This is a genomic window from Nibrella viscosa (assembly GCF_039541875.1).
Taxonomy (GTDB): domain Bacteria; phylum Bacteroidota; class Bacteroidia; order Cytophagales; family Spirosomataceae; genus Nibrella; species Nibrella viscosa.
This window is the reverse complement of the sequence record NZ_BAABHB010000001.1, coordinates 869,020-885,186: the sequence shown is the minus strand read 5'-3', so window position 1 is coordinate 885,186 and position 16,167 is coordinate 869,020. Positions and strand designations below refer to the sequence as shown.

Below are 16,167 nucleotides of genomic sequence, written 5' to 3'. Positions count from 1 at the left end.
AGTAGTAATCACATGTTGCGAAGCCAACCCTTACCCATTCACTCATTCGCTCATTCGCTCTTATGCCTATTCCAGTGGGCCAATCAGTTCAATAAATGTTCCGTCAGGGTCCTGCACCAACACAAAGTGCGATTTCCCATTCAGGGGTGTGGGCGTACTGCCCAGAAAAGGCACCTTCATCTGCGTCAACCGGTCAATTATTGGCTTCAGCGCTTTCACGTTAATGGTAATGTATTGCATCCCCGTATCGTCCTGAATGAACCTGGGCTTCGGATGCGACGCTTTCGTATTGAAACTCATCAGCTTCCAATCGGTAGCTTCCGGGCTGTTTTCGAGCTTCAGAATGGTTACGTTCGTCGCAACACCGTTTGCCAGACCCGAGCGTTTCGAGAATTCTTCATTGATGGTGAAGCTTCCGGTTTTTACCATGCCGATTCCGTTGACATAAAAGTCCAGGGAGCGGTTGAGATCGGCGACCACGACGCCAATGCCAATAGTTTTGCTGGTAAAATTGGATTGGGCCTGAGCCGTTAAAACACTACTAAAAACAAATAGTGTAAAAATGACACATTTAGGGATAAAGTGAGTTTTCCTCAGCATTTTAAAAGTCATTAACGGGTTAAGAGTCTGATCTGGTTGATGCGAGGGGTTGGTTTTCCGTTTCGGGCTACGATCTTCAACGTGACCACCTCTTTGTTATTCGCTTGCAATTGAATTGTTTTTCCTCCAGTGGCTATAATCTGGGTTGGGACGTCATCAATAAGAAAGTCTACATTTTCCGGTTTTATATCATCTAAAGCCGTGATAGAAATGGATTTACCTACCAGCCCTTTATTTTGCAACTGGTAGTAAATGAACGACCGGGTCCGTCGCCAGAACCGCTCATCGTCGAAGCCCGATTCGCTTTTCTCACCCTTATACGCGTGATCAACTTCGGGCTGCTGTTCGCCACAATTCACCTTATCGACCGTAATTGCTTCCAGCGCCAGAACCTCGGCTTCCTGCTGTTTCAAACGGGTCTGCTGCTCGTCGAAGGCGGCTCGCGTAAATGTCGGGAAGTACATTTGGTAGCGAGCATCGTGGACTTCGTAGAAGGGTTGCAGCGTCAGCGTATCCAGTTGGAAACGCAGGGTAGAGACGGGCTTTAACCGCGAGAGGTACGTTGCCGGGTCGCCCACCAGCGCATAAGCACTGGTTAGCGGGTACAGGCTGCCTTTTGTCTCATGGCCCATCCGGCTATCGTCAGCAAACAGGCCGGTTAGGTCTGCCGTTGACGTTTTAGCGGCCAGCACAATAGGCCCATGCACAAAGGCCGCCCAGTTAGAGCCATCCGGCAACTGCTCCAGCCGGGTAGCCGTTTTGAAACGAACCGTCACCCTATCGCCGGCTTTCCACCGTCGCGAAATGGCAACGTAACCCGACGGTTTACCGTCAACGACCTGCGCTTTCCCGTTGACCAGCACTTCCATATTTTCGGCCCATTTAGGATAGCGAATTTCTACCGAAAATACCTGTGGTTTAATCTGCTCAACAACTAGTTCCGTTTGGTTTTCGTACGGAAAATTAGTGCGCTGAGTTAGCCGAATTCCCTTTTCTTTCCAGGTCAATGTCGACGGGATGAACAGGTTAACGAACAGGTCATTTACCGAATGACTGTAAATCAGTTCACCATATTTGGCGTGGTTCTCCAGCCCCGACCCCACGCAGCACCACATGCTGGTTTCGGGCTGCGAATACACCCGGTAATGATTGGGCCGGATGGGCGTAAAGTACACGAACCCGCCTTTTTCTGGATGCTGACTCGATAGGATGTGATTGTACAGCGTTCGCTCGTAGAAGTCGAGATAGCTTGCGTCGTTCTTATCCAAAAACAGGGCTTTGCTCAGCCGGAGCATGTTAAACGAATTACAGGTTTCCGGCCCCTGATTCGACCGCAATACTTGACTGAAATCGGCTGTCGGGTTGAAGTGCTCGCGAACACTGTTCCCACCAAAGGCCACGCTACGGGTCTGCGACACGTTTCGCCAGAAATACGTAGCGGCCTCCGACCAATCAGCTTTACCGGTCAACATTGCGATTTTCTCAAAACCAATCACCTTCGGAATCTGCGTGTTGGCGTGCAGCCCAGTTAGTTTGTCCTGTTGGTCAAGCAGCGGGTTCAGCAAGGCGCGATGCGACAGCCGTTGCGCTATTTCAAGGTATTTCTTGTCGTTGGTCAGGATGTACAGATCAGCAAAGGTTTCGTTGATGCCGCCGTGCTCAGTCCGTAATACCTGCTGAATCTGCTCGTCGGACAGGGGTTTCATCAGCGCAACGAACCAATCGCCCAGGCCAACCAGCACCTGCTTGGCCTGCTGGTTACCAGCGTATACATAAGCATCTCGCAAACCCGCAAATAGCTTATGAATGTTGTACAGCGGCACCCAGGTATTGTTCAGTCCGAAGCTGCTACCATCAATATCGCCTTTGTGAATTCGCTGCCAGAACACCTTCCCCTGTGGTATACCGCCCACGTACCCATTACCATTTTGGGCCTGACACCGGGCTAGTTCGCCTATTATGTAGTCGAGCCGTCTTTTCATCTCAGGCTCACCAGTTGACGCATACATCATAGCTAAAGCCGAGAGGTAATGGCCACCGATATGCCCATCAAGCCCTACACTTTCCCAGTTGCCGTAGCGGGGTGCTTTCAACGGCAAACCGGCGTCAATCAGGTACGGAGCCAGCAGTTTATCGGGGTTCAGCGCCAGAATATACCGGAGGTCAACGTCCTGTGCATTTTTAAACGGCCCACCCCTCAGCTTCACGTCCTGCAGAGCAAACGGCTGCATCTGCGCCATGGCAGACAGGCTCAGCAGCGTAAAAAGGGCGATATGGAATAGGGTTAATTTCAAGAGTAACGTTGTTTGTTTTTTGTCGTGTCTCGGAGCACCAACAAGTCTTTTACTACTTATACATCGGATCGTCGCCTGCATATTTCAGATATCCGAACGAAGCCGAGTTGGTCGTTGGCTCGCCCGATGAGGTGGCATACATTCCGTACAGGCAGCCAATAAACCCACCTGCTACTTTGGTGCTCAGAAATTTCCCGTCTACATTGTCTTTCAGCAGGGTCCAGGTTTTCCCGTCCGTCGAGACGTGAAAACTGTAGGTGTCGCCTTTCGAGGTAATGCGAAGGCCCGTTTTAGCCGAGGGGTTGGGCAGCGGCATGTCGGTCAGCAGTTCCATGTCTTTTTCGCGGGGTTTGCTTTTATAGAGCTGAAGCACGGCTTTTCCCTGCGACAATGATTTAGCTAAGAAGTAAAAATGCCCTTCGTCCTGGAAGATGACAAGTCCCGCTTTCTCTTTTTCCGATTTTGGGGTAAAATCCAGCTCAGTTTCAGCGGTGCTGTTGAGGTGCTGCTGCCGCTTACCAATAAACGCCGGATTGCCCAACTCCATAATGGTTTCGGGTTTCAGCTTCAGGGTTAAGCCCTGCTTCTTTGAAAGCGAATACCAGCTTTTGTCGAGGGTGCGCATGAACAGTAGCGAAGGGTCCAGTTCCTTATCAAAGGTTAGCGTGTAGGTGAAGTTTCCCGACTGCGGCAGCGCTCCTTTGGGTTTACTTTCTTTGTAGCTAACTGGATAACGGTACGCAATCGCTTTCTCGCCATGCTCAATCATCGGCCAGTCGTTTACCCACGTGAGGGGCGCAATGAATGTCTCGCGACCAGTGTTGTAGAAGTCGCCTTCGTAAGGGCGCACAGCCAGAAAAATCGAGTACCATTTTCCGTCAGGTCCTTCCACAAACTGCGCGTGACCGGCCGAGGTAATGGGGTATTTGCGGTCGGCGGGCAACTCCCGCTGGGTCAGAATCGGATTCCCTTCAAACGGCACGTATGGCCCCCAGACATCTTTGCTGCGCAGGACAACTTCCGAGTGGTTGACCGATGTACCGCCCTCAGCCGCATATAGATAATACCAGCCGTTCCGTTTCAGAATGTGCGGGGCTTCAATCCAGACCGGTTTTTTGGACAGGTCGACGCCCCCGTTTACCAGTTGCTTTTCCTCGCCGACAACTTTCAGATTGGTATAGTCGAACTCGTACATCCGAATGGTACGGTGGCCCGAGTACAGGGGTTTGCGGTCGGGGGCGTCGCTGTTGTAAAGGATATAGGCCTTGTCGGTTTCTTCATCGAAGTAAATAGATGGGTCAATCCCGCGTACCTGCGGAATCTTAACCGGATTGCTCCACGGCCCAGCGGGATTTTTGGCCGTCACGACAAAGTTGCCGTCGTGGTCGATGTCGGTACAGGTCACATAGTACGTGCCTTTGTAATAGCTGATAGCGGGCGCAAAGAGACCCCGCGTCAGGCGCTCGCCCATGAAATCCATCTGTTCGGGCCGGTCGATGACGTTACCGATCTGCTTCCAGTTTTTCAGGTCCTTACTGTGGAATACCGGAATGCCGGGAAAGTAGGAGAACGTGGAATTGACCAGGTAATAATCCGCGCCGACCTTAACGATGCTGGGGTCAGGATAGAAGCCGGTTAAGATCGGATTGACCAGCGTCGTTTGCGCGGACAGGGTATGGGCTAAAACCAGGCTGAGTATGCCGGAAACAAAAAAAAGAATTTTCTTACTCATTGTCATAAGCGGTAAAATCAAGTATCACGGTTATTGGGCTACCAGCGTGTATACCTTACCCGCTTGCGTGGGCAGGTCGTACAGCCGGGTTTCTTTCAGGCTTGGCGCGGCTATTGTTGCCCGATCCGATACAATCGGGGTGGGCGCTGGGTCGGTTTGGTAAAAGCGGTTTGGGTTCGGCCCCGTCGCTGTTTTCAGCGCCCCGCCCTTAGCAACTTTCAGGGCGTTCGGAACCCGCAGGCGGAGGTTGCCGCCCAGCGTTGACCGAATCGCTACCTTCGTCAGTTTGCCGCCTTTCCACTGCATGTTTACTACCTCAAAACCACCGCGTGCCCGGAGGCCGGTGATGCTGCCGGCCGGCCATACATCGGGCAGCGCAGGCAGCAGATGCACGGCCTCATCGGCGCTTTGCAGAAGCATTTCGGTAATGCCGGACGTACAGCCGAAATTGCCGTCGATCTGAAACGGCGGGTGCGCGTCGAAGAGGTTGTTGTACGTGCCACCGCCGTCTTTGGTAACACCCAGCGGGGTTAATTGATTCTGAATCAGGGAATAGGCATGATTGCCGTCCTGTAATCTGGCCCACCAGTTTACTTTCCAGCCCATGCTCCAGCCGGTCGATACATCGCCCCGGTGCCTGAGTGTCGTTTGGGCGGCACTGAACAACTGCGGAGTACGATAGGCCGAAATCTGGTTGGCCGGAAATAGCCCGTACAGATGCGAAACGTGACGGTGGTTATCTTTCGGGTCGTCAATATCTTCCAGCCACTCCTGCAGCTGGCCGTGCTGCCCAATGTGCATAGGCGGTAGTTTGCTGCGCATCTGCTTCAGGGTATCAACAAAAGCGGGATCGGTTTTCAGCGTTTCGGCGGCTCGTATGGCCGTGCTGAAGACATCGAACACAATCTGGTTGTCCATCGTCGTTCCGGCATCCAGCGAAGAGCCGCCGTGGGCTTTCGGCGCGTTTTCCGGCGACGTTCCCGGCGTGACCACCAGCCAATGGTACCTGGGATGCTCGACCAGGTAATCGACATAAAACAGGGCCGCTCCTTTCAGGATTGGGTAAATGGAGGCCAGGTACGCTTTGTCGCCATTGTACAGGTAATGCTCCCACAGATGCTGGCTGGTCCACCCGCCCCCGGCGACCCACATGCCCCAGAGTGCTCCGTCGACAGCGCCGGTAGCCCGCCAGATGTCGGTATTGTGGTGCGCCATCCAGCCCCTGGCACCGTACATCACCCGCGCCGTTTCCTGCCCGGTCTGCGCCATTTCCCGGACCATCCGTAAAAACGGCTCGTGCAGCTCGGCCAGGTTGGTTTTTTCGGCGGGCCAGTAGTTCATCTGGGCATTGATATTGATGGTGTATTTACTGTCCCAGGGTGGCCGCATCCGGTTGTTCCAGATACCCTGTAAGTTAGCCGGTTGCCCCGCTTCCGCATCGACGTACCGGCCGTCGCGGGCCGGCTGCGAGGACGAGATCAGCAAATAGCGACCATATTGGTAATAGAGCGTAACAAACTGCGGGTCGTTGGTGGTCCGGAAGTTTTTCAACTGTTCGTCGGTAGGCATAGTGGGCCTTTCGGCCGACGAAGTGCCGAGGTCTACATTGACCCGGTTGAAGTAGTGCTGGTAAGCGGCAATATGGGCCTTTCGGATGGCCAGGTACGGTTTAGCATACGCCTTGTTCAGGTACGTAGCAGCCCGCTTATTTTCGTCACCGCTGAGGTCGTTATAGTTGGTAAAATTGGTGGCAATGGAGATATAAATGGTCGCGGCATTGGCCCCTTTCACCGTGAGCGCAGAATCGTTGGCCAACACCGAACCACCGTCTGTTTTGATGCGGCTGATACCTTTGAAGTTGACCATACCCTTCACGCCTTCGTGGTCCGAGGTAGTACCGGTTATGGTTAATTCCTTGTCCGGACTTGTCTGGATGACGGCTTTCTGTTGGGTGGAGTACGAAGCCGTAAACGCGATACGGCCCGGCTTGCTGGCTGTCAGCTGCACCACAATCACCCGGTCGGGCAGCGACGCCAGCACCTCCCGCGTGTAGGTCACATCGCCGACGGTATAGGTCGTTTTGGCTACGGCCTGTTCAATGTCCAGCTCCCGGTAGTAATTGGTGTAATTTGTATGCTCCTCGAAGGTCAGGTGGAGATTGCCCACGGGCTGGAACATCTGCCCGTGCGACTTCTTCGAGATCACGGCTTTGTTGGCGAGCTGTTCGGCTTCTTTCTGCTTACCATCGAAGATCAACTGCCGGATCTGGGGCAAGGCTGCCAGTGCGTCGGGGTTATCGTTGCGGTTGGGGCTGCCGCTCCAAACGGTATGCTCATTGAGTTGAATGGTTTCTTTCCCGACATTACCATACACCATACCACCCAGCCGGCCGTTACCGATGGGCAATGCATTTTCCCACACCTGGCCGGCGGGTTTATTATACCATAATTTCAAAGCCGGCCGGTCTTGCGAAAAGCTGCCGGTTAGGGAGAGAGTCAGTAAAATAAGGGTTAGGGCGAATTTCATGCGATGCAGGCAGGTTAGTAATTACCAGTACCCCTTGCGACAGTACAGGTTGCGCAAGAGGGTTGTTTAGCAGCCTTGTCCATAATACGCGTTTTTGCCGTGCTTGCGCTCGTAATGTTTCATCCGAAGCGTGTCTTTGATCCGGGGCGTTTCGGGGTTGATCTGTAGCGTCAGATAAGCCATACGGGCCACTTCCTCCAGTACTGCCGCATTGTACACCGACTTTTCGGCGGTTTTGCCCCAGGTAAACGGCCCGTGATTTTGCAGCAGCACCATCTCCATCTCCTGGTGCGACAGCCCTTTCTGTTCAAAGATCCCGAAGATCTGATTGCCGGTTTCGTATTCATAATCCCCCTGAATCATCTCGTCGGTCAGGACGGGCGCACAGGGAATATCCTGGTGGGTATGATCGGCGTGGGTGGTTCCAAAAATTGGGATGTCCAGGCCCGCCTGCGCCCAGGCAACAGCGTAGGTACTGTGCGTGTGCGTAATACCGCCGATGTCGTCCCAGGTTTTGTAGAGCAGCGCGTGCGTTTTTGTATCCGACGACGGGCGCATGGTACCCGTCACAACCCGCGCGTCGTAATCACAAATTACAATATCCTCGGGCCGTAAAGCCTCGTAGGGCACACCACTCGGCTTGATGGCAAACACTGCCCGGTCACGATCCACAGCGCTCACATTGCCAAACGTAAACAGAACCAACCCCAGCTTCGGTAGCTGCATATTGGCCTCGTAGCATTCGTCTTGTAGGGTCTTGTACATTGTTTAAAGAGTGAATGAGTGAAAGAGCGAAAGAGAAAAATCGGCTTGGCAATGCGGAGCAAAAAGCTTGCGTCAGCCATTCGCTCTTTCACTCTTTATAATTCTAGCACCACCACCGAAACCGGCGGCAGGGTAACGGTTAGGTTATCGCCGTTGAGCCGGGCACCAGTAAAGGCGACAGGCTTCACTTTGGCTGGGTTGTCGAATGTGTTGTGGTCCTGCACTTTGGCGGAGGTAAGGATGCGTCCCGTCACGCCGGATGCTTTCATGCCCTTCAGGTTTACCGTGATTTCCTGTGGCTTACCGGCGTCGATGTTTACCACTGAGATATGCGTTTTGCCCGCTTTATCCCGTGAGGCCGATACTGACACGGCCGGGAGCTTATAATTACCCACTGTGTAGTCTTCCGACTTTACATCGACCGGCAGCATCGTCGCATCCTGGTGTACATTGTACATTTCCAGCACGTGGTACGTGGGGGTGAGCAGCAGCTTCTCGCCTTTGGTCAGAATTACCGCCTGGAGCACGTTTATAGCCTGGGCCAGATTTGCCATCCGAACCCGCTCGGCGTATTTGTGGAAGATATTGAGCGTGGCCCCGGCCAGAACAGCGTCGCGCATGGTGTTCTGCTGGTACAGAAAACCGGGATTGGTACCCGGCTCAACTTCGTACCACGCCCCCCATTCGTCGACCACCAGGGCTATTTTCTTCTGCGGGTCGTACTTGTCCATGATTTCCGAATGCTTCTGCACGAACGCGTCCATTTTCAGGGCTTCGTTCATGGTATGGGCATAGTCAGTTTCCGTAAACTCGGTGGCAGACCCTTTCTCGTTGGGTCCCCAGCCAAACGTGGAATAATGGTGCAGGGCCACCCCTTCCACCATTTTGCCGGGAATGTTTTTCATCAGGGTCTCGGTCCAGTTGAAATCATTGGAACTGGCCCCCGACGCAATCCGGAAGATTTTTTCGTCACCAACCTTCGGCTCCATAAACGTAGCGTACTGGCGGTAGATATTGGCGTAATAATCGGCGGTCATATTCCCCCCGCAGCCCCAGGCTTCGTTGCCCACTCCCCAGTAGCGGACGTTCCAGGGAGCCTGACGGCCGTTCTGCTGCCGGAGGTTCGACATCGGGCTGTTGCTGGGAAAATTGACGTACTGCACCCAGTCGCTGAGGTCCTGCACCGTACCGCTGCCGACATTCCCGGCCAGGTACGGCTCGGTTCCCAGCAGTTCGCACATGTTCAGGAAATCGTGCGTGCCGAAGCTATTGTCCTCCGTTACCCCCCCCCACCAGGTATTCACGATCTTCGGCCGTTTGGCTTTCGGACCGATGCCGTCTTTCCAGTGGTAGGTATCAGCGAAGCACCCACCCGGCCAGCGGAGGTTCGGAATTTTCATCTTTTTCAGGGCCTCTACAACGTCCAGCCGGACCCCGTTTTTGTTCGGAATCCTGGTATTGCCTTCTCCGACGTAAAACCCGTCGTAGATGCACCGGCCCAGGTGTTCCGCAAAGTGACCGTATATATGCCGGCTGATGACGGTCTTCCCCTGATCGGCATTAACCGTCACCCGGTTTTGCGCCAGCGCACTCAGGCTGAGTGTGGCGAGGAAAAGTGAGGTGAGTTGTTTTTTCATGTGGGTAAGGGGTAAAGAGTGAATGAGTGAAAGAGCGAAAAGTTTGTGTCAGCAATTTTTCAATCCGCTTCGGCGACCGTCCTCGGCTGCGATCCGATTTCACTCTTTCGCTCTTTCACTCTTTATCTAAAGGCTGCTTCGCTCCAGCGCAATTCGTTTTTCAGTTGACGTAAATTCGTATTGCGGTCGATGACGACGAGTTCAACGCCGAAAATGTCGGCGAAGTCCTCGATATGTTCCGTTGTCAGGTTCTGGCTGTAGGCCGTGTGATGGGCTCCACCGGCCAGTATCCAGGCTGCGCAGCCGGTGGCCAAATCGGGCATGGGTTTCCAGAGCGCACGGGCAACGGGCAGTTTCGGCAGGGCTTCGGCGACGTCCACCGCTTCTACCTCGTTGACGATCAGCCGGAAGCGATTTCCCATATCGACCAGTGATACGTTGATGGCCGGACCGGCCGTCGCGTTAAAGACTAACCGAACGGGATCTTCTTTACCGCCGATGCCCAGCGGGTGAATCTCGCAGCTCGGCTTACCAGCCGCAATGCTCGGGCAAATTTCGAGCATATGCGACCCCAATACGAGGGGGTTGGCCGGATCAAAATGATAGGTATAATCCTCCATAAACGAGTTGCCACCCGGCAAACCGGTAGCCATCACCTTCACAATCCGCACTAAAGCCGCCGTTTTCCAGTCGCCCTCCCCCGCAAAGCCGTAACCGTCGGCCATCAGGCGCTGGGCGGCAATACCGGGCAGCTGCTTCATGCCGTGCAAATCCTCGAAGGTATCACTGAACGCACCGAAACCACCGTCCTGCAAAAACGCCCGCATACCGAGTTCAATCCGGGCCGCGTCGCGGAGGGAATTGTGCTGCGCTCCGCCTTTCTGCAGCGAGGCCATGAGGGTGTAGCTGTCGGCATATTCGGCAACCAACCGATCCACATCCGCGTCGGCAATCTGGTTAATGACGGCCACCAGGTCGCCGATGCCGTACGTATTCACCGACATCCCAAAGGTCATTTCGGCAGCTACTTTATCCCCTTCCGTTACGGCTACCTGCCGCATGTTGTCGCCGAAACGGGCAACCTTTAGGGTTTTAAGTTCATGTGCGCCCACGGCCACCCGCGCCCAGGCGGCAATCTTTTGCACCACGGCATCTTCCTGCCAGAAACCAACCACAATTTTGCGGTTCAGGCCCGGCCTGGATTGGCGCATCCGGGACATCATAAACCCAAACTCGCGGTCGCCGTGCGCCGACTGGTTGAGGTTCATAAAATCCATGTCGATGTTGCCCCACGGAATGTCGCGGTTAAACTGGGTGTGCAGATGCAGCAGCGGCTTATTCAGGACCGTCAGCCCGCGAATCCACATTTTAGCGGGCGAGAATGTATGCATCCAGGTGACAATACCGACGCAGTTGGGCGCTACGTTGGCCTCCTGGCACATGGCGTAAATCTCGTCCGGCGTTTTCACAACCGGCTTAAACACCACCCGCGCCGGTATGGGAGCCGCTTTGTCAAAAAATTCCGCGATAACCTGTGAGTGAGCGTCCACCTGCCGGAGCGTTTCCTCCCCGTACAAATGCTGACTACCCGTGACAAACCAGATTTCAAATTGCTTGAGCATTCCGTGTACAATGAATGATAAAAAGGTTGGTTGATAACAGTGTTTCAGTTGCTTAAACAGCTTCCGTTAACGCCTGCGCATGTGTGAATTGCTCCTCAACGAAGCGACCCAATTGGCGGTATTTTCGGTACAGTGTGTCGTAGACGGTTACCTGCTCCGGACGGGGCGTATATTCGGCATCGAAGCCGGAACCCATAGCCCGCTGAGCGGCTTCCAGCGACGGATGCACCCCGGCCGCAACGGCCGCGCACATGGCCGCCCCCAGCGCACAGGCCTGATCTGCCTGCGCTACCTGAATGGGTTTGTTGAGCACATCGGCCAAGGTTTGCATCACAAACGGCGACTTTTTAGCCACCCCACCAATGGCAATTACTTTTTTAATCGGAACGCCTTCCTCGATAAACCGCTCGACAATACTCCGCGAGCCGAAAGCAGTGGCTTCCACAAGCGCCTTAAATACCTTAGCGGCATCGGTGCCGAGATTCAGCCCTGCCATGGCCGCCTTAAGCGTATGATTGGCGTCGGGGGTTCGGCGACCGTTGATCCAGTCCAGCGCTACGGGGTCTTTTTCCGTAACGGGCAGTTGAGCCGCCTGCTCCGACAGGTACGGAATCAGTTGGCGCGACAACGTATCAGCCGCTTCATTGCCCAGCAGATCGCGTACAGGTCCGGTGATTAGCCGGGCAAACCAGGCGTATACATCGCCAAACGCCGATTGCCCCGCTTCCAGGCCCAGCATACCGGGTGCAACGGAGCCATCCACCTGCCCGCAGATTCCCCGGATGAGCTGGTGACCGATCTCTTCATTAGGGGCCATTAGAATATCGCAGGTAGACGTGCCGATAATGCGCACAAATGCATACGGTTCAATCTCGGCACCTATGGCTCCCATGTGCGCATCGAAGGCCCCAATACCAATCACCACGTCGGTTGAGAGGCCCAGCTTCTCCGCCCATTCGGCCGAGAGGGTGCCCATTGCCTGATCGGAGGTGTAGGAATCCGTGTAAAGCCGGTCGCGGAGACCACCCAGCAGCGGATCGAGCCGGGTCAGAAATTCGTTGGAGGGCAGGCCGTTGAATTCACTGTGCCAGAGCGCTTTGTGGCCGGCTGCGCAGCGCGACCGCCGGAGCGTCAGCGGGTTGGTGTTTCCGGTCAGTACCGCCGACATCCAGTCGCAGTGTTCAATCCACGAAAAAGCGTGCTGCCGAACAGCCTCATCCACCCGCAACGTCCGCAGGATCTTGGCCCAGAACCACTCCGAGGAATAAATGCCACCGACATATTTGGTGTAATCCGTATCCCAGTGGTGCGCCAGGTGGTTGATTTCTTCGGCTTCGGCATTGGCCGTGTGGTCTTTCCAGAGAATGAACATCCCGTTCGGGTTCTCGGCAAAGTCAGGGCGCAGGGCCAGGGGTAGACCGGTTTCGTCGACCGGGCCGGGCGTTGAGCCGGTCGTGTCGATTGAAATACCGACAACCTGCGGCCGAACGTCGGTAAGGGCATTGGCCAGCGCTCCTTTGATGCTGGCTTCGAGCCCTTCGAGGTAGTCGAGCGGGTGCTGCCGGAACTGCGACTGAGCTGGATTGCAGTACAGACCCTGTTTCCAGCGGCTGTACTCGTGTACGTGCGTGCCGGCCACCTGCCCCGTCTGGGTATCGACCAGCAGCGCCCGTACGGAATCGGTGCCAAAGTCAACCCCAATAACATATTGATTTTGCATGACTAAGTACATTTTTCAACCTTATGCGAGAAGCTGAGGATAAACGATCAGCTCATTTTATGATAAAGACAACTCGGTAAATTCAGGCAGAAAAGACTGGTAGCCACTCAGGTAGTTCTGGTATTTCTCCTGATTGAGCTTGAACAATTGGGCCTTTTTGGTAACTGAGCTGGCGTCTTTTTCTCCCGTACCCAACAGCAGTTCGGTAGCCATGATCTTGCGGCTAAAATTCCGGCGGTCGAGCTTTACGTTATAAATAGCCTCGTACAGTTTCTGCAATTGAGGAACGGTAAACTTCTCGGGCAGCAGTTCAAAGCCAATCGGGTACAGGGCGGCTTTGTAGCGCAACTGCCGAAGGGCAGCATCCACCATCTGGTCATGGTCGAAAATAAGCGCAGGCTTACTATCCAGATCAATCCAGGACGCGTTATGAGTCTTTAGCGCCAATGGGTCCTGATCGTTGATATTCACCAGCGAGTAGTACACGACTGATAGGGTACGCTCAACCGGGTCGCGGTTGACCGCGCCGAACGTTTGCAGTTGCTCCAGGTAGTTGTTCTGCAGACCGGTCAGCGTAAACAGGATGCGGGTAGCAGCATCGTGCAGGTCTTCATCATCATTCAGGAAACCGCCCATCAGCGACCATTTACCCGATTCAGGCTCAAAATTTCGCTTGATTAGCAGCAATTTAAGCGCTTCACCGTCAAAACCGAAGATGATACAATCAAGCGCTACCAGAATCCGGCTGCTGTGCTGATAACCCGTCATAAACGTTAGCTAAGGAACAATTGTGTCTAAACCACACTATTTATGTGTTAAACTTACACAATTTTTGAGATATATTACAAATACGGTAAAAAAATTTCTTATTTTTAGAAGCAGGCCAGTTATTGGCCCTGCGGCAGGTACACGTAGAAGGTAGTTCCGTGGCCGGGCCGACTATCGACCGTAATGGTGCCCTGGTGGTTTTCGGCTGCTTTCCGACTGATGGCCAGGCCTACGCCGGTGCCTTCGTAGTGGCCGCGGCCGTGCAGTCGCTGGAACACCTCAAAAATCCGGTCGGCATATTTGGGGTCAAAGCCAATGCCGTTATCGGTTACGGCAATTTTCCAATACCGCTCACCGGTCGATAAAGCAGCCCCTGTCGGAAGCCCCTCTCCAGCAGCCGTTTCACAGGTGATCTGAATGCGTGGAATGGTACCGGCAGCTACAAACTTCAGGGCGTTGCTCAGTAAGTTCTGGAAAAGCTGCCCCAGTTGCGACCGGTCGCCTACTACCGTGGGTAAATCGGCTACGTGGATGTCGGCTTCTTTTTCCCGGATCACCTGTTCGAGGTCTGTCAGCACATCCTGGACCACATCCTGCAGATTCACCAGGTCAAAGCTTTTAGGCTGGGTCGCCAGCCGGGAGTAAGACAGCAGATCGCGGATGAGGGCATTCATCCGGTCGGCGGCCTGCTGCATCCGCCGGATCAGGTCCTGCCCCTGTGAACTGAGTTCGTGACCAAACTGATTTTGCAGCACATCACCGAACGCGGAGATTTTGCGCAGCGGCTCCTTCAGGTCATGAGATGCCACGTAGGCAAACTGCTCCAGGTTTTCGTTCGATCGTTTCAGGCGCTGCACTGATTCCTCCAACTGAAGTTGAGCCAGCTTTTTATCGGTAATTTCCTGAATGGTGAGCACCACGCCATCATCGAGTTTGGTGACCGAGGCATCATACCAGCCATTGAGTCCGTCGGCCTGATAAGCCTGTTCGAAGCGTTCGGCCTGGTTTATCTCCAGCACACGCCGGAACCGATCAAACAAACCGGCCGAAAATACACCCGGAAATAAGGGCAGCACACGTTGCTGAATAAGGCCGTCCAGCGGGGTTTTCAGTAATTGACTGGCTGCCTGATTGGCCGTTTCGATCCGGAAGTCTTCCACCGCACCGGCTTCGTTACGGATCGCGGTCAGCCACAGAATGGCGCTGAGGGAGCCATCCAGAATGCTGTTCAGCAGCTGCGCCTGTTGTGCTAACCGGACAGAGGCCTGCTTGATGGGCGTTATATCCAGAAAACTGATCACGATACCGTCTTCGAGTTTCTGGAACGACAGGTCGAACCACACCTGTAGTCCATCGAACGGGTAATGAAGTTCAACGCGCTTGTGTTCGCCGGTTTCGATCGTGTGTACGTACTGATCGAAAACACCCGTGGTTTTCACGGCGGGAAACATTTCCAGAATTTGCCGGCCAATTATAAAATCGGCTGTATAACCCAGAATACGTTCGGCCACCCGGTTTATCTGCTGGTACACGAGATCAATAATCTGCCCCTGCTCGTTGCGCACCGCCCGCAGAATGACAATGCCGTTGATGGAACTGTTGTAGAGTTTGGCGAGCCACTCGGCATTCTGCTTTTTTTCCCGCACCGCCTGCCGGGCCATTGTAATATCTACCAGCGACACCACAATACCGTCGTCCAGTTTGGCGGCCGATACATCAAGCCAGCGGTCAATCGGCTCATAATAGTAAGATACCCGCAGCGGTTCGCCGGTGTCGGCTACGCGGCTGTATCCGGCCAGCAGGCCAGAGGAGATTACGTAGGGATCCAGGGCCGTAAAGGTGTTTACTCGGGCGGTAGAGCCCGGCACACCGGTCAGGCCGGTCATCGACTGGTTATGGATGTTGATCCGGAAATCAACGATGCTCCCTGCTTCATTCCGAATAGCTTCACAATGCATCAGGCCGTTCAGCGAGTTGTTGATAACCGCCCGTAACAGTTCTACTTCTGTACGGCTGCTGCTCCTGACCGGGTGTTGGTCGGTAACATCGCGCAGGTACATGGCAATCCCCTGCTCAATCTCCGAAAAAGAAGCTTCCAGCCAGCGGGTTTTCAGGCTGCTTTCATCCTGGTTCAGCCACACAAAATGCACCGGCTGCCCAACGTACTGGGACCGGAGCAGGTTATGGCGCGACAGATCGATGGCAGAGGGTACAATATCACGCAGCAACAGGCCAGGCAGGCTATCAACCGGCTTACCCAGGAGCCAGGCCGCCGTTTGATTGGCAAAAGTCAGTTTATACGCAGCCAGGGTTCCGGAGGGGTCGGATCCGGTAAAAATCAGCGTTCCGAAGGGAGCCTGATTGAGTAAACCAACAATACCGATGGGTAGATACGTCTCGGGTAAGGACGCCATAAGCAATTCGGAAGCCGACCGGCGGCTTTTAGCAATTGCCCAAAATACGGCAAAGAACGCCAATGACCAACGGCTTTGGTCCAAATCTG

The 16,167-nt window shown here is 54.3% G+C and carries 10 protein-coding genes; all 10 read right to left on the bottom strand.

The features are described 5' to 3' along the window. Positions 1 to 66: 66 nt before the first annotated feature. Entirely contained in the window at positions 67 to 600 is a 534-nt protein-coding gene (locus ABD931_RS03790; RefSeq protein ID WP_345264103.1) for a VOC family protein, read from the bottom strand. Positions 601 to 611: 11 nt separating this feature from the next. After that, positions 612 to 2,894, bottom strand: a complete 2,283-nt coding sequence (locus ABD931_RS03785; protein WP_345264101.1) for a glycoside hydrolase family 127 protein — start codon at positions 2,892 to 2,894, stop codon at positions 612 to 614. 52 nt (positions 2,895 to 2,946) lie between these two features. After that, positions 2,947 to 4,626: a glycoside hydrolase family 43 protein gene (locus ABD931_RS03780; RefSeq protein WP_345264099.1), complete on the bottom strand. Its 1,680-nt coding sequence runs from the start codon at positions 4,624 to 4,626 to the stop codon at positions 2,947 to 2,949. A 30-nt stretch (positions 4,627 to 4,656) separates the two neighbouring features. Further along, positions 4,657 to 7,152 carry a glycoside hydrolase family 95 protein gene (locus tag ABD931_RS03775; protein ID WP_345264097.1) on the bottom strand — a complete coding sequence of 832 codons (2,496 nt, stop codon included), beginning with the start codon at positions 7,150 to 7,152 and terminating at the stop codon, positions 4,657 to 4,659. A gap of 66 nt (positions 7,153 to 7,218) precedes the next feature. Continuing rightward, a complete protein-coding gene (locus tag ABD931_RS03770; protein WP_345264095.1) occupies positions 7,219 to 7,917 on the bottom strand; it encodes an L-ribulose-5-phosphate 4-epimerase in 699 nt (232 codons plus the stop codon). 95 nt (positions 7,918 to 8,012) lie between these two features. Then, entirely contained in the window at positions 8,013 to 9,554 is a 1,542-nt protein-coding gene (locus ABD931_RS03765; protein ID WP_345264093.1) for an alpha-N-arabinofuranosidase, read from the bottom strand. A gap of 122 nt (positions 9,555 to 9,676) precedes the next feature. Beyond that, complete coding sequence (gene araA / locus ABD931_RS03760) at positions 9,677 to 11,176, bottom strand: L-arabinose isomerase (RefSeq protein ID WP_345264091.1); 1,500 nt, start codon at positions 11,174 to 11,176, stop codon at positions 9,677 to 9,679. A gap of 52 nt (positions 11,177 to 11,228) precedes the next feature. Beyond that, positions 11,229 to 12,896 carry a ribulokinase gene (locus ABD931_RS03755; RefSeq protein ID WP_345264089.1) on the bottom strand — a complete coding sequence of 556 codons (1,668 nt, stop codon included), beginning with the start codon at positions 12,894 to 12,896 and terminating at the stop codon, positions 11,229 to 11,231. A gap of 57 nt (positions 12,897 to 12,953) precedes the next feature. Then, positions 12,954 to 13,664: an NUDIX hydrolase gene (locus ABD931_RS03750; RefSeq protein WP_345264087.1), complete on the bottom strand. Its 711-nt coding sequence runs from the start codon at positions 13,662 to 13,664 to the stop codon at positions 12,954 to 12,956. A 119-nt stretch (positions 13,665 to 13,783) separates the two neighbouring features. After that, positions 13,784 to 16,078: an ATP-binding protein gene (locus ABD931_RS03745; protein WP_345264085.1), complete on the bottom strand. Its 2,295-nt coding sequence runs from the start codon at positions 16,076 to 16,078 to the stop codon at positions 13,784 to 13,786. Between the last annotated feature and the right edge of the window lie 89 nt (positions 16,079 to 16,167).